General features: G+C 60.6%; 20 protein-coding genes. 18 read left to right on the plus strand and 2 right to left on the minus strand.

Translation table 11 applies throughout. The annotated features are described in order from the left end of the window. Positions 1-6: 6 nt before the first annotated feature. The 11 genes from ispC to IGS61_RS24400 all read left to right on the plus strand — a co-directional run bounded on the left by ispC (position 7) and on the right by IGS61_RS24400 (position 11,738). Entirely contained in the window at positions 7-1,191 is a 1,185-nt protein-coding gene (gene ispC, locus IGS61_RS24350; RefSeq protein ID WP_230541969.1) for a 1-deoxy-D-xylulose-5-phosphate reductoisomerase, read from the plus strand. Then, the gene (gene rseP, locus IGS61_RS24355) at positions 1,188-2,549 is read left to right on the plus strand and encodes an RIP metalloprotease RseP (RefSeq protein WP_230541970.1); all 1,362 of its coding nucleotides are present in this window, start codon (positions 1,188-1,190) and stop codon (positions 2,547-2,549) included. Before ispC ends, rseP begins: the two co-directional genes overlap by 4 nt. An 83-nt stretch (positions 2,550-2,632) precedes the next feature. Continuing rightward, the gene (bamA, locus tag IGS61_RS24360; RefSeq protein ID WP_230541971.1) at positions 2,633-4,969 is read left to right on the plus strand and encodes an outer membrane protein assembly factor BamA; all 2,337 of its coding nucleotides are present in this window, start codon (positions 2,633-2,635) and stop codon (positions 4,967-4,969) included. Between the two features lie 51 nt (positions 4,970-5,020). Continuing rightward, positions 5,021-5,539 (plus strand): OmpH family outer membrane protein, encoded by a 519-nt coding sequence (locus tag IGS61_RS24365; protein ID WP_230541972.1) that lies wholly within the window; start codon positions 5,021-5,023, stop codon positions 5,537-5,539. A 21-nt stretch (positions 5,540-5,560) separates the two neighbouring features. Further along, complete coding sequence (gene lpxD / locus IGS61_RS24370) at positions 5,561-6,616, plus strand: UDP-3-O-(3-hydroxymyristoyl)glucosamine N-acyltransferase (protein ID WP_230541973.1); 1,056 nt, start codon at positions 5,561-5,563, stop codon at positions 6,614-6,616. Continuing rightward, positions 6,613-7,107 carry a 3-hydroxyacyl-ACP dehydratase FabZ gene (gene fabZ, locus IGS61_RS24375; RefSeq protein WP_035818168.1) on the plus strand — a complete coding sequence of 165 codons (495 nt, stop codon included), beginning with the start codon at positions 6,613-6,615 and terminating at the stop codon, positions 7,105-7,107. Before lpxD ends, fabZ begins: the two co-directional genes overlap by 4 nt. A 1-nt stretch (position 7,108) precedes the next feature. After that, the gene (lpxA, locus tag IGS61_RS24380; protein WP_230541974.1) at positions 7,109-7,900 is read left to right on the plus strand and encodes an acyl-ACP--UDP-N-acetylglucosamine O-acyltransferase; all 792 of its coding nucleotides are present in this window, start codon (positions 7,109-7,111) and stop codon (positions 7,898-7,900) included. Continuing rightward, positions 7,884-9,059 (plus strand): lipid-A-disaccharide synthase, encoded by a 1,176-nt coding sequence (gene lpxB, locus IGS61_RS24385; protein ID WP_230541975.1) that lies wholly within the window; start codon positions 7,884-7,886, stop codon positions 9,057-9,059. Before lpxA ends, lpxB begins: the two co-directional genes overlap by 17 nt. A gap of 44 nt (positions 9,060-9,103) precedes the next feature. Further along, positions 9,104-9,742 carry a ribonuclease HII gene (rnhB, locus tag IGS61_RS24390; RefSeq protein ID WP_230541976.1) on the plus strand — a complete coding sequence of 213 codons (639 nt, stop codon included), beginning with the start codon at positions 9,104-9,106 and terminating at the stop codon, positions 9,740-9,742. Further along, a complete protein-coding gene (locus IGS61_RS24395; protein WP_230541977.1) occupies positions 9,739-10,524 on the plus strand; it encodes a TrmH family RNA methyltransferase in 786 nt (261 codons plus the stop codon). Before rnhB ends, IGS61_RS24395 begins: the two co-directional genes overlap by 4 nt. A gap of 11 nt (positions 10,525-10,535) precedes the next feature. After that, positions 10,536-11,738: an aminotransferase class V-fold PLP-dependent enzyme gene (locus IGS61_RS24400; protein ID WP_230541978.1), complete on the plus strand. Its 1,203-nt coding sequence runs from the start codon at positions 10,536-10,538 to the stop codon at positions 11,736-11,738. Positions 11,739-11,772: 34 nt separating this feature from the next. Here IGS61_RS24400 and ppsR read toward each other — a convergent pair whose 3' ends face one another. Continuing rightward, positions 11,773-12,621 carry a posphoenolpyruvate synthetase regulatory kinase/phosphorylase PpsR gene (gene ppsR, locus IGS61_RS24405; protein ID WP_230541979.1) on the minus strand — a complete coding sequence of 283 codons (849 nt, stop codon included), beginning with the start codon at positions 12,619-12,621 and terminating at the stop codon, positions 11,773-11,775. Positions 12,622-12,773: 152 nt separating this feature from the next. Between ppsR and ppsA the strand changes: the two genes are divergently transcribed. The 5 genes from ppsA (at position 12,774) to IGS61_RS24430 (ending at position 18,358) form a co-directional block, all read left to right on the plus strand. Beyond that, the gene (gene ppsA, locus IGS61_RS24410) at positions 12,774-15,206 is read left to right on the plus strand and encodes a phosphoenolpyruvate synthase (protein ID WP_070221573.1); all 2,433 of its coding nucleotides are present in this window, start codon (positions 12,774-12,776) and stop codon (positions 15,204-15,206) included. A 146-nt stretch (positions 15,207-15,352) separates the two neighbouring features. Continuing rightward, positions 15,353-15,850, plus strand: coding sequence for a Dps family protein (locus IGS61_RS24415; RefSeq protein WP_152255343.1), 498 nt, complete (start codon positions 15,353-15,355; stop codon positions 15,848-15,850). Between the two features lie 179 nt (positions 15,851-16,029). Then, on the plus strand, positions 16,030-16,446 hold the full coding sequence (locus tag IGS61_RS24420) for an NfeD family protein (RefSeq protein ID WP_230541980.1): 417 nt from the start codon (positions 16,030-16,032) through the stop codon (positions 16,444-16,446). A 15-nt stretch (positions 16,447-16,461) separates the two neighbouring features. Then, positions 16,462-17,406, plus strand: a complete 945-nt coding sequence (locus IGS61_RS24425; protein WP_230541981.1) for an SPFH domain-containing protein — start codon at positions 16,462-16,464, stop codon at positions 17,404-17,406. Positions 17,407-18,049: 643 nt separating this feature from the next. Continuing rightward, positions 18,050-18,358, plus strand: a complete 309-nt coding sequence (locus IGS61_RS24430; protein ID WP_010397665.1) for an H-NS histone family protein — start codon at positions 18,050-18,052, stop codon at positions 18,356-18,358. Between the two features lie 302 nt (positions 18,359-18,660). Here IGS61_RS24430 and smpB read toward each other — a convergent pair whose 3' ends face one another. Further along, entirely contained in the window at positions 18,661-19,110 is a 450-nt protein-coding gene (smpB, locus tag IGS61_RS24435; protein WP_034784131.1) for an SsrA-binding protein SmpB, read from the minus strand. A gap of 93 nt (positions 19,111-19,203) precedes the next feature. Between smpB and IGS61_RS24440 the strand changes: the two genes are divergently transcribed. Then, a complete protein-coding gene (locus tag IGS61_RS24440) occupies positions 19,204-19,635 on the plus strand; it encodes a type II toxin-antitoxin system RatA family toxin (protein WP_035818194.1) in 432 nt (143 codons plus the stop codon). Continuing rightward, entirely contained in the window at positions 19,628-19,921 is a 294-nt protein-coding gene (locus IGS61_RS24445) for an RnfH family protein (protein WP_230541982.1), read from the plus strand. The genes IGS61_RS24440 and IGS61_RS24445 overlap by 8 nt, the downstream gene beginning before the upstream one ends. The last annotated feature ends 46 nt before the right edge of the window (positions 19,922-19,967 follow it).

Below are 19,967 nucleotides of genomic sequence, written 5' to 3' on the forward strand. Positions count from 1 at the left end.
AAACTCATGCAATACATCACCATTCTAGGCGCGACCGGCTCGATCGGCGTGTCCACCCTGGACGTGCTGGCGCGCCATCCGGAGCAATACAGCGTGTATGCGCTGAGCGCCCACAGCCGTGTGGCCGAACTGGCCGCCCAGTGTCTGCAATTCCGTCCGCAGCGCGCCGTCGTCGGCACGGCGGATGCCGCCCTTGAACTGACGCGTTTGCTGCGCGGGCAGGGCGCCGATACGCAAGTCGAGTACGGCGAGGAAGCCCTGTGCGCCATCGCCAGCGCACCGCAAGTGACGGGCGTGATGGCGGCCATCGTCGGCGCCGCCGGCCTGGCGCCCACCCTGGCGGCCGCACGTGCTGGCAAGAAAGTATTGCTGGCCAATAAAGAAGCGCTGGTCATGTCGGGCCAGCTGTTCATCGATGCCGTGCATGACAACGGTGCCGTGCTGCTGCCGATCGACAGCGAACATAACGCCATCTTCCAATGCATGCCGCACGCCCATGGCCGCGCGCCTGGCGCCGCCGGCGTGGCAAAAATCGTGCTGACTGCTTCCGGCGGCCCCTTCCTCACGCGCGACGTCGAGACGCTCGATAGCGTGACGCCGGACCAGGCGTGCAAGCATCCGACGTGGGCCATGGGGCGCAAGATTTCCGTCGATTCGGCCACCATGATGAACAAGGGCCTGGAAGTGATCGAGGCGCACTGGCTGTTCGGCGCCCCTGCCGACCAGATCGAGGTGCTGATCCACCCGCAAAGCGTGATCCATTCGATGGTGTCGTATATCGACGGTTCCGTGCTGGCCCAGCTGGGCAATCCGGACATGCGCACGCCCATCGCGCATGCGCTGGCGTATCCGCAGCGTATCAATTCTGGCGTAGCGCAGCTTGACCTGGCACAAGTTGCCACCTTGCAGTTCGAACGTCCCGACTTCCGCCGTTTTCCTTGCCTGGCGCTGGCCTTCGACGCCCTGCGCGCGGGCGGCACGGCGCCGGCCCTGCTGAACGCGGCCAATGAAGTGGCCGTGCAAGCGTTTCTTGATGAACAGATCGGCTTCCGCCAGATCGACCGGGTCATCGCCCACGTCATTGAGACGGTGCCGCATGGCGCCGCTTCCAGCATCGAGGCCGTGATGGAGCAGGATCGGCTGGCCAGAGCGGCCGCGCACGCGTACATCGCCCACAGGCTGGCCGCATGACCTTGATTACCACCTTGCTGGCGTTTATCGTCGCGCTGGGCTCGCTGATCACCTTGCACGAACTGGGCCACTATCTGGTGGCGCGCTGGTGCGGCGTGAAAGTGCTGCGTTTCTCGATTGGCATGGGGAAAGTGGTGTATTCGCGCAAGTTTGGCAAGGATCAGACGGAGTGGGCGATTTCCGCGCTGCCGCTGGGCGGCTATGTGAGCATGCTCGACAGCCGCGCGCAAGACCTCAGCGACTTGCCGGAAAGCGAATTGCGCCGCGAATTCACGCGCCAGAGCGTGTGGCGCCGCATCGCCATCGTGGCCGCCGGCCCGCTGGCCAATTTCCTCGTAGCCATCGTGCTGTATGCGGGGCTGTTCATGCATGGCATCGAAGAGCCGTCCAGCAAGCTCGGTCCCGTGGCCGAACAGACGGCCGCCTATGCGGCCGGCTTGCGCAGCGGCGATACGGTCGAGTCGGTGAATGGCAAGGCCGTGGCCAGCTGGTCCGAGCTGCGCTGGGAGCTGATCCAGGCTACCCTCGACAAGCTGCCGGCGCGCATCGAGGTGCGCCGCCCCGACCGTGGCCAGCAGGAAGCGACCTTGCCGACGGCCAGCCTGACGGAAACGGACCTGGAAGGCGACGTGCTGGGCAAGCTGGGCCTGACTATGGCCCGTTCCGCGCCCACCTTGATGGAAATCATGCCCGATGGCGCCGCCGCGCGCGCCGGCCTGCAGAAAAACGACCAGATCCTCGCCATCGACGAGCAGCCCGTGCACGACGTGGCGGCCGTCATCGCCACCCTGAGCCAGGCGCCGGGCCGGACCTTGCAGTTGCAGCTTTTGCGACAGGGGCAGGATCTGACCCTGTCCATTACGCCGGAAGCTGTCAAGGCTGGCACGGCAGAGGGAGCTGTAACAGTTGGTAAGATCCAGGCAAAGCTGGGGCAGGTGCCGGATATGATCACCGTGGCATCGGGACCGTTCGCCGCCGTGGGCAAGGCGTCAGCCAAGGTCTGGGATACCAGTGTCATGAGCCTGAAAATGCTGGGTAAAATGATCACCGGCCAGGTCTCGCTGAAGAATGTGACGGGGCCCATTACCATCGCCGATTACGCGGGCCAGACGGCGCGCATCGGTCTGGTAAGCTATCTGAGCTTCATTGCCTTCATCAGTATCAGTCTGGGCGTGATGAATTTGCTACCCATTCCTGTTCTGGATGGCGGGCATTTGCTGTATTATTCGCTGGAAGTTTTGACCGGACGCCCCTTGCCGGAGCGCGTAGGCGAGATTGCCCAGCGCCTGGGGATCGGTTTGTTGCTGACCTTGATGGTGCTTGCCGTCTTTAATGACGTGTTGCGATTGCTGAATTAGGGCGGTGGTTGATGCCATTGCGTGAGTCGCACAAGCAATCTTTTGTGTATGTTGTCCATTGATTTACCCATTGAATAACCCCAATGAAATTACATTCTGCTCGTTTTGCCTTGCCTTCCTTTCGTCGCAGCCTGATCGGCGCCGCCGTCATGGCCTTCTGTGCCGGCCATGCGCTGGCCGTCCAGCCATTCACTGTCAAGGACATCCGGGTCGAAGGGATCCAGCGTACTGAAGCGGGCACTGTTTTCAGCTATCTGCCGGTGCGCGTCGGCGAGACGTTCTCCGACGAAAAGAGTATCGCCGCCATCAAGGCCCTGTATGCGACGGGTTTCTTCAAGGACGTGCGCCTGGAAGTCGATGGCGACGTGCTGGTGGTGCTGGTCGAGGAACGCCCGGCCATCGCGGCCGTGGAATTTACGGGCACCAAGGAATTTGAAAAAGACGTGCTGGTCAAGGCCCTGAAGGAAATCGGCGTCGGTGAAGCCAAGATTTTCGACAAGGCGTCCGTCGACCGCGCGGAACAGGAACTCAAGCGTCAGTACCTGTCGCATGGCCTGTACGGCGTGAAGATCACTACCACCGTCACGCCGATCGAGCGCAACCGCGTCAACGTGGTGTTCGCCGTCGACGAGGGCGACGTGGCCCGCATCAAGCAGATCAACATCGTCGGCAACAAGGCTTTCACGGACAAGGAACTGCGCGAACAGCTGGCCCTGAACACGGGCGGCTGGTTCAGCTGGTACACCAAGGCCGACCAGTATTCGAAAACCAAGCTGACGGGCGACATCGAGTCGCTCAAGTCCTACTATCTGGACCGCGGCTATATCGAGATGCAGGTCGACTCCACGCAAGTGTCGATCACGCCCGATAAAAAAGACATCTACCTGACGATCAACATCACCGAAGGCGAGAAGTACAAGATCGCCGGCACCAAGTTCGAAGGCGAAATGTTCGGCCGCGAAGAGGAGCTCAAAGCGCTGAACCTGATGCGCGAAGGCGAGATCTACTCGGGCGCGCGCCTGACGGCGACGAACAAGCGCATCCAGGACCGCCTGGCTACCTTTGGTTATGCCTTTGCCAACGTCAATGCGAATCCGGAAATCAACCGCGAGAAGCATGAAGTCGGTTTCACCTTCTTCATCGATCCGGGCAAGCGCGTATACGTGCGCCACATGAATATCGCCGGCAACACCACCACGCGCGATGAAGTCATCCGCCGCGAATTCCGCCAGTTCGAATCATCCTGGTACGACAGCAACAAGATCAAGCTGTCGCGCGACCGTGTCGACCGCCTCGGCTACTTCAAGGACGTGACCATCGACACGCCGGAAGCGCAGGGCACGACCGACCAGGTCGACGTCAACGTGACGGTGGTGGAAAAGCCAACGGGTAACTTCCTGATCGGCGGCGCCTTCTCGCAATCGGAAAAATTCACCCTGTCGGCGTCGATTTCGCAAGCCAACTTTGCCGGTAGCGGCAACACGGTCGGCATCGAACTCAATACCAGCCATTACAGCCGCACGATTGCGTTTTCGCAAACCAATCCGTATTTTACGGACGATGGCATTTCGCGCAGCTTCGAAGTCTACCTGCGCACGACGGAGCCGCCGGCGCTGAATATCGGCAGCTACAAGATCAAGCAGACCGGTGGCCGCGTCAGTTTCGGCGTGCCGTTTTCGGAAGTCGACACCGTCTTCTTCGGCATCGGCGCCGAGCGCTCGCGTATCGAAACCGACATCACCAGCCCGATTCGCTTCAAGCAGTATGTGGTCGACAACGGCGGCCCGTCCGACGGTATCGGTTCGGCCACCACGAATTCCATCCCGCTGACGGCGGCATGGCAGCGCGACAGCCGCGACAGCGCCCTGACGCCATCGATCGGCCGCTACCAGCGCGTCAACCTGGAGGCTGACCTGATCGGCGACCAGAAATACTTCCGTGCCATCTATGAGCACCAGTATTTCCGTCCGCTGTTCAGCAAGGTCACCTTGGCGCTGAAGGGCGAGCTCGATTACGGCCACGGCATCGGCAAGCACGTCTATCCCGTCTTCAAGAACTTCTACGGCGGTGGCATCGGTTCGGTGCGCGGCTACCTGAGTTCCTCGCTGGGCGCGGTCGAACCGAGCACCAACGATGCCTTGGGCGGCGCCTCGCGCCTGATCGGTAACGCGGAACTGCAGATGCCATTCCCCGGTTCGGGCAATGACCGCAGCTTGCGCTGGTTCGGTTTCCTCGACGGCGGCCAGGTCTACCAGGAAGGCGAAAAAATGCGGCTCTCGCAATTGCGCTATTCTGCAGGCTTGGGCATCAGCTGGATTTCACCGGTGGGCCCGCTCAAGCTGAGCTATGCCAAACCGCTGAACGCCAAGCCGACGGACCGCCTGGAGCGCTTCCAGTTCCAGATGGGCACCGGTTTCTGACCGGCCATCTGAATCGGGGCGATAGCTTTTACTTTTTGACCATGGAGTATCATGAACACCGCATCCGCCACCCTGCCCAAGTCCCTTGCCATGATTGCATTGTGCTGGAGTTCGCTGTTGCCGGTGCAGGCGCAGGCTCAGGAGTCGAAGATCGCCTGGATCAGCAGCGAACGTATTTATAACGAATCGAGGCTGGCCAAGCTGGCCAGCGCCAAGCTGGCCGAAGAGTTCCGCTCGCGCGAAAAAGCCGTGCAGGAACTGGCGGCCCGCTTCAAGGTCGCCAATGAAGCCCTGGAAAAGGACATGCCGACCTTGAGCGAGCCGGAGCGGGCCAAGCGCCAGCGCGAGTTTTTCGAGCTGGACAAGGAACTGCAGCGTCGCCAGCGCGAGTTCCGCGAAGACCTGAGCCAGCGCACGAACGAAGAGCGCAGCGCCATCGCGGAGAAAGCCAATACCATCATCCAGCAGATGGCGCATATCGAAGGATATGACATCGTGCTGCAGGAAGCCCTGTGGGCCAGCCCGCGCATCGACATCACCGACAAGGTCCTGAAGGCGCTGGACAAGTAACATTAGAATAGAGGTAAATAGATGGGCACTCGACTAGGAGAATTGGTCGAACGCTTCGGTGGTCAATTAGCGGGCGATCCGAACCTGGAAGTCACAGGGATCGCACCGCTGGCCGACGCCGGCGCTTCGCACATCAGCTTTCTCAGCAATAGCAAATTCCGCGCACAGGCGGCCCAGAGCGGCGCAGCGGCGCTGATCCTCACGCCGGCCGACGACGCGCTGATCGGCGTTGAATACGCCGGCGCGCGCATCGTCACACCGAATCCCTATGTGTATTTCGCGCGCGCGGCGCAGTATTTCGCCGCCCTGCACGAGATCAAGGCGCCGGCCGGCATTCATCCGGGCGCCTTTGTCGACGCCAGTGCGCAGGTTGATCCGACCGCATCGGTCGGGCCGCGCGCCGTGATCGAGGCGGGCGCCGTGATTGGCCCTGCATGCGTGATCGGCGCTGGCTGCGTGATTGGCCGCGACGCCGTCATCGGCGCCGGCACCCAGCTGTTCGCCAACGTGACCTTCCACGCGCGCTGCGTGATCGGCCAGCGCGGCATCATCCATTCGGGCGCCGTGATCGGCACCGACGGATTCGGCTTCGCCAACGAAGGCGGCGTGTACATCAAGATTCCGCAGACGGGCAGGGTGGTGATCGGCGACGATGTCGATATCGGCGCCAACACCACCATCGACCGTGGCGCGCTGGCCGACACCATCATCGAAGACGGCGTCAAGCTCGATAACCAGATCCAGATCGGCCACAACTGCCACATTGGCGCGCACACGGCCATGGCCGGCTGCGTCGGCGTGGCCGGCAGCGCCATCATCGGCAAATACTGCACCTTTGGCGGCGCCGCCATGGTGCTGGGCCACCTGACCATTGCCGACCGCGTCCACGTGGGCTCGGGCAGCATGGTGTCGCGTTCGATCGCCGAGCCGGGCCAGTACACGGGTTTTTATCCGCTGGCCAAGAACGCCGACTGGGAAAAGAGCGCCGCCATCGTGCGCAACCTGTCAAGCATGCGCGAGAAGATCCGCGCGCTTGAAAAAACAATTAAAACACTGACCACGCAAGACGAAAAATGACTACTGAAAAAAAGACCCTCGACATCCTGGCCATCAAATCGCTGCTGCCGCACCGCTACCCGCTGCTGCTGGTTGACCGCGTGCTGGACTGGGAAGCGAACAAAACCATCACCGCCATCAAGAACGTGACGGTCAACGAAGAGTTCTTCCAGGGCCATTTCCCGCACAAACCGGTCATGCCAGGCGTGCTGATGATCGAAGCGCTGGCGCAAACGGCGGCCCTGCTGTCGTTCCTGTCGATGGGCGTCAAGCCTGATGAAAATTCGGTGGTGTACTTTGTCGGCATCGACAATGCGCGCTTCAAGCGTCCTGTCGAACCGGGCGACCAGCTGAAGATGGACGTCGAAATCCTGCGCGTCTCGCGCGGCATCTGGAAATACAAGGCTGTCGGTACGGTCGACGGCAAGGTCGCGCTGGAAGCGGAACTGATGTGCACCATCCGCAGCGCGCAGGATGCGAGCCAGTCTGCGAGCCAGCCAGCGGGGCAGTAACATGGCGGCCATCCACTCTACCGCAGTGATCGACCCGAAGGCCGAGCTCGACAGCTCGGTCGAGGTGGGTCCGTACACCATCATCGGTCCGCACGTGCGCATCGGCGCTGGCACCAGGGTCGGCCCGCACGTGGTGATCGACGGCCACACGACGATCGGCAGCGACAACCACCTGTTCCAGTTTTCTTCCATCGGCGCGCAGCCGCAGGATAAAAAATGGGCAGGCGAGGCGACGCGCCTGGAAATCGGCGACCGCAACACCATCCGCGAATTCTGCACCTTCAACACGGGCACCGTGCAGGGTGGCGGCGTGACGCGCCTGGGCAACGACAACTGGATTTCGGCATATGTGCACCTGGCGCACGACTGCCTGGTGGGCAACAACACGATTTTTTCGAACAACGCGCAACTGGCGGGCCACGTGGAAATCGGCGACTGGGTCATCATGAGCGGTTTCGCCAACGTGCACCAGTTCTGCAAGATCGGCGCGCACGCCTTTGTCGGCATGAGCACCAGCCTGACGCAGGACGTGCCGCCGTTCGTGCTCCTGAACGGCAATCCGGCGCAGGCGCATGGCGTGAATATCGAGGGCTTGAAACGCCGCGGCTTTACGCGCGAGCAGATCAACGGCATCCGCGCCGCGTATAAGCTCATCTATCGCTCGGGACTGACCCTGGAAGAATCCAAGGCGGCCCTGTTCGAAGAAGAAGCGGCGTCGTCGCCCGAGGTGGCGCAACACATTCGCGCCATGCGCGAATTCCTTGGCGTCGCGTCGCGTGGCATCGTCCGCTGACCAGGCCAGCGGCCTGTCGGTCGCCATCGTCGCCGGCGAGGTGTCGGGCGACCTGCTGGCCAGCCGCCTGCTGTCCGGCCTGGTGCCGCAGCTGCCCGGTGCCCGCTTCCACGGCATCGGCGGCGAGCACATGGCCCAGCAGGGCTTTGTGTCCGACTGGCCGCTCGACAAGCTGACGGTGCGCGGCCTGTTCGAGATCATTCCCCGCTACCGCGAAATCAAGGGCATCCAGAACGCGCTGCGCGACCAGCTGCTGGCGGAGCGGCCCGCCGTCTTCATCGGCGCCGATTATCCGGGCTTTAACCTGGGCCTCGAGCAGCAGCTCAAGGAAGGCGGCATTCCCACCGTGCACTACATCGGGCCGCAGATCTGGGCCTGGCGCGGTGGACGCATCAAGAAAATCATCAAGGCCGTCTCGCACATGCTGGTGATCTTCCCGTTCGAGGAAGAAATCTACCGCAAGGCGGGGGTGCCAGTTACCTATGTCGGCCATCCGCTGGCCGAGATGATCCCGCTGCAGCCCGACGAAGCGGCCGCGCGCCGCGCCCTGGGCTTGCCGCAGGACGCGAATGTCGTGACCCTGATGCCGGGCAGCCGCATGGGCGAACTCAAATACAATGCGGTGGCGTTTGTCAGCGCCTGCAAGCTGCTGCTGGCGCGCGACCGCTCCTTGCGTTTTGTCGCGCCCATGGCCGGCGAAAAGCAGCGCCAGTACTTCCTGCAGCTGATCCGTGAGGCGGGCTTGCAGGACGTCGAGATACTGCTCACCGATGGCGGCTCGCACACGGCCATCTGCGCCGCCGATGCGGTATTGGTGGCCTCCGGCACGGCCTCGCTGGAAGTGGCGCTGTACAAGAAGCCCATGGTCATCGCCTACAAGATGATGCGCGCGTCGTGGGAAATCATGCGCCACATGGGCTACCAGCCGTGGATTGGTTTGCCGAACATCCTGGCGCGCGATTACCTGGTGCCCGAGCTGCTGCAGAACGCGGCCAGCCCGCAAGCGCTGGCCGAGGCCATGTGGCAGCAGTTGAGCGATGTACCTGGCCGCTTGCGCCTGGTGCAGCGCTTCACGGACATGCACCACAGCCTGCTGCGCGACAGCGCGCGCGAAAGCGCCAGCGCCGTCATGCAGGTCATCGCCGCCAACCGCAAGTAACGCCCGATCACCGCTTCAACCGCAGTACCAACCAAAGATTCAACGTGAAAAATATCTATCCCGGCCTGTTTGACGACTTGCCATTCTCGCTCGATGAAATCATCTGCGGCGTCGACGAGGCAGGGCGCGGTCCGCTGGCCGGTCCCGTGTTTGCCGCCGCCGTGATCCTCGACCCGAACCAGCCCATCGACGGCTTGCGCGACTCGAAAAAGCTCACCGAAGCCAAACGCGACCTGCTGGCGCCGCAGATCAAGGCCAAGGCCCTGGCCTGGGCCATCGCCGAAGCGTCGGAAGAGGAAATCGACCGACTGAACATCCTGCAGGCGTCGATGCTTGCCATGCGCCGCGCCGTCGAGGCTTTGGCCACCGTGCCGACCCTGGCCCTGATCGATGGCAACCGCTGTCCCGTGATGCCGATACGCGGCATGGCCATCATCGGTGGCGACGACAAGGTCGATTCGATTTCCGCCGCCTCGATCCTGGCCAAGACGGCGCGCGACGCGGCCCTCGTGCACCTGCATGCGGCCTATCCCGAGTATTGCTTTGACCAGCACAAGGGCTATGGCACGAAATTGCACCTGGAGCGTCTGCATCTGCACGGCGCCTCGCCCGTGCACCGCCGCTCGTTCGCGCCCGTGCGCAACGTGATCGCCCTGTTCGGTGGACAAGAGGTGGCGGCATGAAGACGATTACCTCGCGCGACAATGCGCAATACAAGGAGCTGCTGAAGCTGGCGGGCAGTTCGCAGGCGCGTCGCAAGTCGGGCCGCACCCTGCTCGACGGCGTGCACCTGTGCCAATCCTACCTGCAGCTGCGCGGCATGCCGGAGCAGTGCATCGTCAGCGAAAGCGCCTTGCGCAATCCTGAAGTGATGGAGATCGTCGGCCAGCTGGAAAGCCAGCGCGCACACGTATTAGGCTTGCCCGATGCGCTGTACCACGCGGTGAGCCAGGTCGAGCACGGCGTGGGCGTGATGTTCCTCATCGAAACGCCGGAACGGGCCGTCACGCAGCCGCTGAGCGTGTCGGCCGTGCTGCTCGATAACCTGCAAGACCCGGGCAACGTGGGTTCCATCTTGCGCAGCGCGGCCGCAGCCGGCATCACGCAGGTGTACTGCAGCGCTGGCACGGCCTTCTGCTGGTCACCCAAGGTGCTGCGCGCGGCGATGGGCGCGCACTTCGTGCTCGACATCTTTGAAAACGTCGACCTGGCGGCGCTCGTATCGAGCGCCCAGGTGGCGACCCTCGCCACCAGCGGCTACGCCACGCAGCGCCTGTACGACGTCAACCTGCGCCAGCCCGTCGCCTGGCTGTTCGGCCATGAAGGGCAGGGCGTCGCCGACGACCTGCTGTCGATGGCGACGCACCAGGTGGTCATTCCCCACCTGGGCCAGATCGAATCGCTGAACGTGGCTGCCTGCGCCGCCGTCTGCTTCTTCGAGCAGCTGCGCCAGGGCCAGTCCTGAACAGGGTCGCCATGTCTTTGCCTGTGCTTGCCGACGGTGCGGCTCGTGACGAGGCCTGGTGGCGCCAGGTGGCCGCGTTTTATCCCGCGCCGCCGGACGCCATCGTCAATCTCGAACACGGCTATTTCGGCGCCATGGCCGCGCCCGTGCAAGCGGCCTTCGAGCAGGCCGTTCGCTACACCAATGAGCAGCTGAGTCCTTTCGTGCGCGGCGAGTTTACGCGCACGCATGTGGATATCCTGCGCCAGCGCGTCGCCGCGCTGATCCACGCCGAGCCGCACGAGATACTGCTGACACGCAGCGGTACCGAGTCCATGCAGGTGCTGATCACGCAATACCACAGCCTGGCGCCAGGCGATACGGTACTGTGGAGTAATCTCGACTATCCGGCCATGCGCACGGCCATGCGCTGGCTGGCGCAGCTCCGTGGCGTCACCAGCACGCAAGTCACATTGGGCCTGCCCATCGGCGATGACGAAATCATCGCCCGTTACGCGCAAGCCATGCGCCAGGCCGTCAAGCCCAGATTGCTGCTGCTGTCGCAGGTGACGCCGGCCAACGGCCAGCAACTGCCTGTGAAGGAAATCATGGCGCTGGCGCGCGAACGCGGCATCGACGTGCTGCTCGACAGCGCCCATGCGCTGGGGCAGGTCGACGTGGACGTGCAGGCCATGGGCGTCGATTTCGCCGGTTTCAATCTGCACAAATGGCTGGGGGCGCCGGCGGGACTCGGTGTCGTGTATATCCGCGCATCGCAATTGCACAAGATCGAGCCGCATTTTGGCGACGACGATTATCCGCTTGACGATATCCGCAGCCGCCTGCACATGGGCATGCCGCCGATCGGCGCCATCCTGGCCGCGCCCGCGGCGCTCGATTTTCATGAACGCCTGGGCGGCACGCCAGCCAAGAGGGAACGCCTGGCCTGGCTGCGCAATTACTGGATCGAGCGGGTGGCGCGGCTGCACGGTGTGCGCATTCTGTCGCCGCTCGATGCGCTGCGTGGCACGGCGCTGGTTGCCTTTGCCGTCGATGGCATGAGCGCGCACGATCTGCAGCAAGCCTTGCTGCAGCGTTTTGGCATATTTACCGTGCAGCGCAATATCGGCGACATGGACGTCGTGCGCGCCACGGTGGCCATCACCACCACCACTGCTGAACTCGATCAACTGGTGGCGGCGCTGACGGTGCTTTCGAGAGAAACGAACACCTGACAAAACCGACGCGCAGCAGGTTTGGTCAGGCGTTCTAGTACTCGCGGCGGTTCGGCTTGATCTCTTGCAGGATCGTCGTGGAGATCTCTTCGATCGACTTGGTGGTCGAGGACAGCCAGCGTATGCCTTCGCGTTTCATCATCTTTTCCGCTTCGTTGACCTCGTAACGGCAATTTTCGATGGCCGCATACTTGCTTCCAGCGCGTCTTTCGTTGCGTATTTCCGACAAACGTTCGGGCGTAATGCTCAATCCGAAAATTTTATTCTTAAATTCCAGCAGGGCCGATGGCAGCTTGTCGCGCTCGAAATCGTCGGGAATCAGCGGATAATTGGCCGCCTTGATACCGTATTGCATGGCCAGATACAGGCTGGTCGGGGTCTTGCCAGAGCGCGAAACACCCACCAGAATGACATCGGCCGAGGACAGGTTCTTGTGCGACTGGCCATCGTCGTGCGCCAGCGAATAGTTGATCGCCTCGATGCGGTTCTTGTATTCCTCGCTGTCGACGATGTTGTGCGAACGCCCGATGGTGTGGGTCGACATCACGCCCAGTTCCTGCTCCAGCGGGGCGACGAAGGTCTGGATCAGGTCCATGTGCATGCCGCTGGACTTGCGGATCACGGCCGACAGGTCGTTCTTCACCAGAGTGGAGAAAATGATGGGGCGCTGGCCATCGGCGGTGAAGGCTTCGTTGATCTTGCGCGCCGCCTCGTAGGCCTTGTCCATGGTGTCGATGAAGGGCAGGCGGATCTGGCGGAAACGCAGGTCGAACTGCGTCAGCACCGAATGGCCGAAGGTCTCGGCGGTGATGCCGGTGCCGTCGGAAACAAAGAAAACGGTGCGGGCCGCGGAGGGCAGAGGGGGGCGTAGTTCTTGTGTCATGGGTTTTCGGATCAAGATTGTGCGTCGTCAATTTGCGCCGCACAAGGTAAAATGGCTGTAACGGTATGATTGTGCTGCACGACGCCAAGAATAACAAGAAGACTGTCCGTGCGCCGCGCGTAAAGATTTCTATCATCAGTAAGGGTGTCATTATGACCAACGCAGTATCGCAACAGCAGGAAGACAAGGACGCGGTGTATGTTGCCTCGTTCGAGCATTTGCGCATGACGGATGTCGAATCCGTCGGCGGAAAGAACGCCTCCCTGGGCGAAATGATCAGCCAGCTGGCGGAAGCCGGCGTGCGCGTGCCCGGTGGCTTTGCCACCACGGCGCAGGCATTCCGCGATTTCCTCTCGTATAGCGCCAACGGCGGCTTGCCGCTGGCCGAACGCATCGCCCAGCGCCTCGAAGGGCTGAACATCGATGACGTGCGCGCGCTGGCGCAAGCCGGCGCCGAGATCCGTCAATGGATCGTGGAAACGCCGTTCCAGCCGCGCCTGGCCGCTGAAATCGACCAGTTCTACGCCAAGCTGGTAGCCGATTCCGACACGGAAATGTCGTTTGCCGTGCGTTCCTCGGCGACGGCGGAAGACTTGCCGGATGCTTCTTTTGCTGGCCAGCAAGAAACCTTCCTGAACGTGGTCGGCATCGACAACGTGCTCGAAGCCATGAAGCAGGTATTCGCCTCGCTGTACAACGACCGCGCCATCTCCTACCGCGTGCACAAGGGCTTTACGCACGCTGAAGTGGCCTTGTCGGCCGGCGTGCAGCGCATGGTGCGTTCCGACCTGGGCGCGGCCGGCGTGATGTTTACCATCGACACGGAATCGGGCTTCAAGGACGTGGTGTTCGTCACCTCCAGCTATGGTCTGGGTGAAACCGTGGTGCAGGGTGCCGTCAACCCCGACGAATTCTATGTGCACAAGCCGATGCTGGAAAAAGGCAAGTCGCCCGTGATCCGCCGCAATATCGGTTCGAAGCTGCTGAAGATGGAATTTACGAACGAAGCGAAAGCTGGCCGTTCCGTGAAAACCGTCGACGTGCCCGTCGAAATGCGCAACCGCTACTCGCTGAACGACAGCGAAGTGGTGGAACTGGCGAAATACGCCGTCATCATCGAAAACCACTACGGCCGTCCGATGGACATCGAGTGGGGCAAGGATGGCCGCGACGGCAAGCTGTACATCCTGCAGGCGCGTCCTGAAACCGTCAAGTCGCAGCAAAAGGCGACCGACGTGCAGGAACGCTTCAAGCTGAAGAGCACCGGCACCGTGCTGACGTCCGGCCGCGCCATCGGCCAGAAGATCGGCGCCGGCCCCGTGCGCGTGATCCACGACCCGGCCGACATGGAGCGCGTGCAGCCAGGCGACGTGCTCGTTGCCGACATGACGGACCCGAACTGGGAACCGGTCATGAAGCGCGCTTCGGCCATCGTCACCAACCGTGGCGGTCGTACTTGCCACGCAGCAATTATCGCCCGTGAACTCGGCGTGCCGGCCGTCGTCGGCTGCGGCGACGCGACCGACGTGCTGAAAGACGGCACCTTCGTCACCGTGGTCTGCTCGGAAGGCGACGAAGGCAAGATCTACGATGGCTTGCTGGAAACGGAAGTGTCGGAAGTATCGCGCGGCGAATTGCCGAAGCTCGATACCAAGATCATGCTCAACGTGGGCAATCCGCAGCTGGCGTTCGACTTCCAGTCCGTGCCGAATGCCGGCGTGGGGCTGGCGCGCCTGGAATTCATCATTAATAACAATATTGGTGTGCATCCGCGCGCGATCCTCGAATACCCGAACATCGATGCCGACCTGAAAAAGGCCGTGGAATCCGTGGCGCGCGGCCACGCTTCGCCAAAGGCGTTCTATATCGACAAGCTGGCCGAAGGCATCGCCACCATCGCCGCCGCGTTCTGGCCGAAAAAAGTCATCGTGCGCCTGTCCGACTTCAAGTCGAACGAGTACAAGAAGCTGATCGGCGGTTCGCGCTACGAGCCGGACGAGGAAAACCCGATGCTGGGCTTCCGCGGCGCGGCGCGCTACCTGTCGGCTGACTTCTCCGAAGCGTTCAACATGGAATGCGAAGCGATGAAGCGCGTGCGCAATGACATGGGCCTGACGAACGTGGAAATCATGGTGCCATTCGTGCGCACCCTGGGCCAGGCCGAGAAAGTCATCGACTTGCTGGCAAAGAACGGCCTGAAGCGCGGCGAGAACGACTTGCGCGTCATCATGATGTGCGAAGTGCCGTCGAACGCCATCCTGGCCGACCAGTTCCTCGACCATTTCGACGGTTTCTCGATCGGTTCGAACGACCTGACCCAGCTGACCCTGGGCCTGGACCGCGATTCCGGCATGGAATTGCTGGCCGCCGACTTCGACGAGCGCGATCCTGCCGTGAAAGCCCTGCTGGCCCTGGCCATCAAGGCTTGCCTGGCACGCGGCAAGTACATCGGCATTTGCGGCCAGGGTCCTTCCGACCATCCGGACTTCGCCGTCTGGCTGATGGAGCAGGGCATTGAATCGATGTCCCTGAATCCTGACTCGGTGATCGACACCTGGCAAAAGCTGGCTGCGCTGAAAGCGTAAGCCTCTTTATTGCCCCTTGAAAACCCGCTGCCACTGACCTGGCAGCGGGTTTTTTTATGCCTGCCATGCTGCGCACGGCAGTATTTGATGGGCTTGCGCCAGATCAGCTAAAATGATTCCACCAATACATTGAAACGGGAGTTCTCATGGCAAGCAAGAAACCGAGCAAGGCTGCAAAGATCGATATCGGCATTTCCGAGGCGGACCGCGCGAAGATCGCGGAAGGCCTGTCCGGCCTGCTGGCCGACAGCTACACCTTGTACTTGATGACCCACAATTTCCACTGGAACGTGAAGGGGCCGATGTTCAACACCCTGCACCTGATGTTCATGACGCAGTACACGGAACAATGGGGCGCGCTGGACCTGATCGCCGAGCGTATCCGCGCCCTCGGCTATCCGGCACCCGGCACCTACAAGGAATTCGTCAAGCTGGCCTCGATCAAGGAAATCGACGGCGTGCCGCCGGCGCTGGACATGGTCAGCCATCTGGTGGCGGCGCAGGAAGCGACCGCGCGCACGGCGCGCCGCCTGTTCCCATTGCTGGAAAAAGCCAATGACCAGCCGACGGCCGACCTGATCACGCAGCGCCTGGATTTGCATGAAAAGACGGCATGGATGCTGCGCAGCCTGCTGGAGGAATAATTGGCTGGTCCGGTGGCGCTAATTCGCCCCCGGCTATTGACGTCATCCGGAATTGCGTTAGACTGCTTGTATATAGGTGTATGGCAAGAATAATATCAGGCAGTATTGCGCATCAAACCCCGTCGCTTATATAGGCCGCGGGGTTTTTTATTTTTTGGATTCAAATGGATGGAGGCATCATGGCTGAATGGGTGGGCTGGTTTGTGGCGGCAGGTGTGGTATTGATCCTGGAATTGTTCACGGGCACCTTTTATCTGCTGATGATCGCCATCGGGGTCGGCGCTGGCGGATTGGTGGCGCTGGCGGGCGGTAATGGCAGCTGGCAGGCCGTGACGGCGGCAATTGTCGGCGTGGCGGCCACCTTGTTATTGCGGCGCGCCCGTTTTGGCAAGGCGTCGCGGCGCGATGCGGCCCAGGATCCGAATGTGAATCTCGATATCGGCCAAAGCGTGGCCGTGGCGCATTGGGTCGATGGCGTGGCGCGCGTCATGTATCGCGGCGCCTTGTGGGATGTGGAATTGATACCCGGCAGCGATACGCAGGCCGGTCATTACACCATACGTGCCGTGCGCGGCAGCCGTTTGATTGTTGGATAACCTGGAGAGTAGATTATGGAAGTAAACATCGGAAGCGTGTCGCTTATCTTGTTATTGCTGGCATTGGTATTTGTCTTCAAGACGGTCAATGTGGTGCCGCAGCAGCATGCCTGGGTGGTTGAACGCCTGGGTAAATTCCATGCCGTATTGGGTCCCGGCTTGAATATCGTCGTGCCGTTTGTCGACCGCATCGCCTACAAGCACGTACTCAAGGAAATTCCGCTCGACGTGCCGCCGCAGGTGTGCATTACGCGTGATAACACCCAATTGCAGGTCGACGGTATTCTGTATTTCCAGATTACCGACGCCATGCGTGCTTCGTATGGCTCGTCGAATTATATCGCCGCCATTACGCAACTGGCGCAAACGACCCTGCGTTCGGTGATCGGGAAAATGGAACTCGACAAGACATTTGAAGAGCGCGACCATATCAATACGGCCATCGTGAATGCCATTGATGAATCGGCGGCGAATTGGGGTGTCAAGGTATTACGTTATGAAATCAAGGATTTGACGCCGCCGAAGGAAATCCTGCATGCAATGCAGGCGCAGATTACGGCTGAGCGCGAGAAGCGCGCCCTGATTGCCGCTTCGGAAGGGCGTAAGCAAGAGCAGATCAATATCGCCAGCGGCGAGCGCGAAGCGGCCATTGCCCGCTCCGAAGGCGAAAAGCAGGCGTCGATCAACCGCGCCGAAGGCCAGGCGACGGCCATCGTCGCGTTGGCGCAGGCCAGTGCAGAAGCGCTGCGCCAGGTGGGTGCGGCCATACGCGAGCCAGGCGGTGAAGATGCCGTCAATCTGAAAGTGGCCGAGCAGTATGTGGGCGCGTTCGCGCAATTGGCGAAAACAAATAACTCGATTATCGTGCCAGCCAATCTGGGCGATATGAGCAGTTTGATCGCCACGGCGATGCAGGTGGTGAAAACGCAGAAGCCGAAAGGCGGCGTGGCTATTCCCTGATTGCCTGGCTTGCCCGGTGAATAGCAAACTCATAGCAAGTTTGTCGTCAATACTGCCCGCCGTTTCGCGGGCAGTTTTCATTTGTGCTACTGGAATATATGGTGAGAGCAGGGCTGGAGTATCTGTGTTTGAATCATTAGCGTTGAAAATCTTTTCTTTATGCTATGCTGTGCGCACTTTCGGGATTATATGCTGGCGTGCGCCGCTTATCTTTTTAATTGAAGTAAAATCTGCCGCGCATGCGTGGCGATGATTGCGCCGAAATCCGTAACGGATACATGGGTGGTGTCTGGGTAGATGATGCGCAATTGCCGATAGTATTGCTCCCATGTATATTTTGAATTGCTATTTGTAATTACTATAAATTGCAATGAAACAGAAAGTACTGCAAAATAAATACTGCCGATGGCGCTGTATCGAATCGCAGGCGTACAAAGCGGAGGCGACTGCGCAGACTGTCCATGCGCGATGGCTGTTCCCGGGATTGAAGACTTGCAGCGCTTGGAAGCCAGGGAAGTCGAGGTTTTTTGGTGAAAGAATTGTAAAAAACAATCAAATCTCAAGAAAAATCACCTCAGTCGCGTTACAATTGGATAGAATTTAACTGTTCAGTTATATTTTTCAACTCACACAAGGAAATATCATGGATCTGTCCAGCTTATCCCTGTCCGAACTGCGTACCTTGCAGGACGACATCAAGAAGCAAATGAAGAAGCGCGAACAGGACGATCTGTCCAAAGCGCGCGAGCAAATCCTGGCAATCGCCCAGAGCGTCGGCGTTTCCGTAAAAGATCTGGTTGGTACGGGTATCCGCGCTAAAACCGGCACGGTCGCGGTACGCTATCGCAATCCGGATGACGCGACGCAGCAATGGACTGGCCGTGGCCGTCAACCGAAATGGGTCAAAGAGTGGACCGATTCGGGCAAGTCGCGTGATCTGCTGAAGGTTTAACAAACCGTTCATTCGGATGCTTGTCCTGTGGAGTGGCAGGTGGAGTACAAGGCAGCATGCAAGCATCCGGAACTTTCTTGATTTATCGTCGTTGGCCAGGCAGGCCTGTTTGTCTCTCTGCTGCTTATCTCCATGGTATTTTTCTAAATGCCAGTCTTTTTTCCCGCCTTATCTCATTTCCTCCCTGTTTTAGTTCTGCTGCGCCGCGCTTTTTTCCGTTTGCCGTAGATGGTGGCAAAATAAAACCCGGCATATAGCCGGGCCTATTTGTGTGAACGCAGCATGCTGCGCGCGGTGGCGGATCAGCGGCGGTGCGACTTCATTGCTGCCTGCACTTCCCGTGCACCATCGCGGTCACGTTCGGCAGCCCGCTTGTCGTGCTGTTTCTTGCCCTTGGCCAGACCGATTTCGCATTTCACGCGGCCGCCCTTGTAATGCAGGTTGAGCGGTACCAGCGTATAGCCGGAGCGTTCCACCTTGCCGATCAGTTTATCCATTTCCGCACGGTGCAGCAGCAGCTTGCGCGTGCGTACGGCTTCCGGATGAATGTGGGTAGAGGCGGTCGGCAGGGCGCTGATATGCGCACCGAACAGGAAGAGTTCATCGCCGCGGACGACGACGTAGGCTTCCTTGATTTGTACGCGGGCGTCGCGGATGGCTTTGACTTCCCAGCCTTCCAGCACGATGCCCGCTTCGTAGCGATCCTCGATAAAGTAGTCGTGGAAGGCTTTTCTGTTGTCTGCTATGGTCATGAGATGGTAAATGTGCGCGGGTCGGTTAAACTACTGTCTCGCGCAAGCGCGATAAAATCAAATGTATCCAACATCATAGCAAATGGTTCTTCAATGGCAGTAGTACATAAATCAGTTTTTCTCGGCTATAGCGCCGAACAAATGTTCGCGCTGGTGGCGGCGGTGGAGGATTATCCCAAATTCCTGCCCTGGTGCGGTGCGGTCGAGATTCGCGAGCGGGGAGAGAACACGGTCGTCGCCAGCGTGGGCATACATTACCACGGCGTGCGCCAAAGCTTCACCACATCCAACGAGAACGTGCCCCCGACTTCCATCAAGATGAAGCTGGTAGACGGTCCTTTCAAGACCCTCGACGGCGTGTGGACCTTCAAGGCCCTGCGCGAAGATGCATGCAAGATCGAACTGGACCTGCATTACGAGTTCTCCAGCCGCGTACTGGAGCAGATCATTGGCCCTGTCTTCGGCATGATCGCCAATAGCATGGTCGATTCCTTCTGCAAGCGCGCGGAGACGGTGTATGGCTGACGATATTCAGGTGCAGGTGTGCCACGCCTTGCCCGATAGCAGCTTTCTGCATGCATTGAAGGTGCCTGCAGGCACCACCATCGGGCAGGCGGTGGCGCTGAGCGGCTTGCTGCAGAAAATCCCCGGCATCGACCTGGCCGTCAACATGGTCGGCATCTATGGCAAGAAGAAGCCTTTGGATACCGTATTGCGCGAGCATGACAGGGTGGAGGTGTATCGTCCCCTGCAGGCGGACCCGAAAGAAGCGCGCCGGCGCCGCGCCGGCAGCAAGCCTGCCAAAGGCTGAGCGGGCAGGGCGGTGCTAGCCCGTCCGCTGCGTGGCAGCCGCCATT

The sequence above is a fragment of the Janthinobacterium sp. FW305-129 genome, from assembly GCF_020858115.1.
GTDB lineage: Bacteria > Pseudomonadota > Gammaproteobacteria > Burkholderiales > Burkholderiaceae_D > Janthinobacterium.

Coding starts and splice junctions, on each gene's coding strand:
- IGS61_RS24415 (WP_152255343.1), top strand. CDS start 15,353: ATGGCAAGCAAGAAACCGAGCAAGGCTGCAAAGATCGATATCGGCATT.
- IGS61_RS24365 (WP_230541972.1), top strand. CDS start 5,021: ATGAACACCGCATCCGCCACCCTGCCCAAGTCCCTTGCCATGATTGCA.
- IGS61_RS24420 (WP_230541980.1), top strand. CDS start 16,030: ATGGCTGAATGGGTGGGCTGGTTTGTGGCGGCAGGTGTGGTATTGATC.
- rseP (WP_230541970.1), top strand. CDS start 1,188: ATGACCTTGATTACCACCTTGCTGGCGTTTATCGTCGCGCTGGGCTCG.
- bamA (WP_230541971.1), top strand. CDS start 2,633: ATGAAATTACATTCTGCTCGTTTTGCCTTGCCTTCCTTTCGTCGCAGC.
- ppsA (WP_070221573.1), top strand. CDS start 12,774: ATGACCAACGCAGTATCGCAACAGCAGGAAGACAAGGACGCGGTGTAT.
- IGS61_RS24425 (WP_230541981.1), top strand. CDS start 16,462: ATGGAAGTAAACATCGGAAGCGTGTCGCTTATCTTGTTATTGCTGGCA.
- ispC (WP_230541969.1), top strand. CDS start 7: ATGCAATACATCACCATTCTAGGCGCGACCGGCTCGATCGGCGTGTCC.
- lpxA (WP_230541974.1), top strand. CDS start 7,109: ATGGCGGCCATCCACTCTACCGCAGTGATCGACCCGAAGGCCGAGCTC.
- smpB (WP_034784131.1), bottom strand. CDS start 19,110: ATGACCATAGCAGACAACAGAAAAGCCTTCCACGACTACTTTATCGAG.
- IGS61_RS24440 (WP_035818194.1), top strand. CDS start 19,204: ATGGCAGTAGTACATAAATCAGTTTTTCTCGGCTATAGCGCCGAACAA.
- IGS61_RS24400 (WP_230541978.1), top strand. CDS start 10,536: ATGTCTTTGCCTGTGCTTGCCGACGGTGCGGCTCGTGACGAGGCCTGG.
- IGS61_RS24395 (WP_230541977.1), top strand. CDS start 9,739: ATGAAGACGATTACCTCGCGCGACAATGCGCAATACAAGGAGCTGCTG.
- lpxD (WP_230541973.1), top strand. CDS start 5,561: ATGGGCACTCGACTAGGAGAATTGGTCGAACGCTTCGGTGGTCAATTA.
- ppsR (WP_230541979.1), bottom strand. CDS start 12,621: ATGACACAAGAACTACGCCCCCCTCTGCCCTCCGCGGCCCGCACCGTT.
- IGS61_RS24445 (WP_230541982.1), top strand. CDS start 19,628: ATGGCTGACGATATTCAGGTGCAGGTGTGCCACGCCTTGCCCGATAGC.
- IGS61_RS24430 (WP_010397665.1), top strand. CDS start 18,050: ATGGATCTGTCCAGCTTATCCCTGTCCGAACTGCGTACCTTGCAGGAC.
- fabZ (WP_035818168.1), top strand. CDS start 6,613: ATGACTACTGAAAAAAAGACCCTCGACATCCTGGCCATCAAATCGCTG.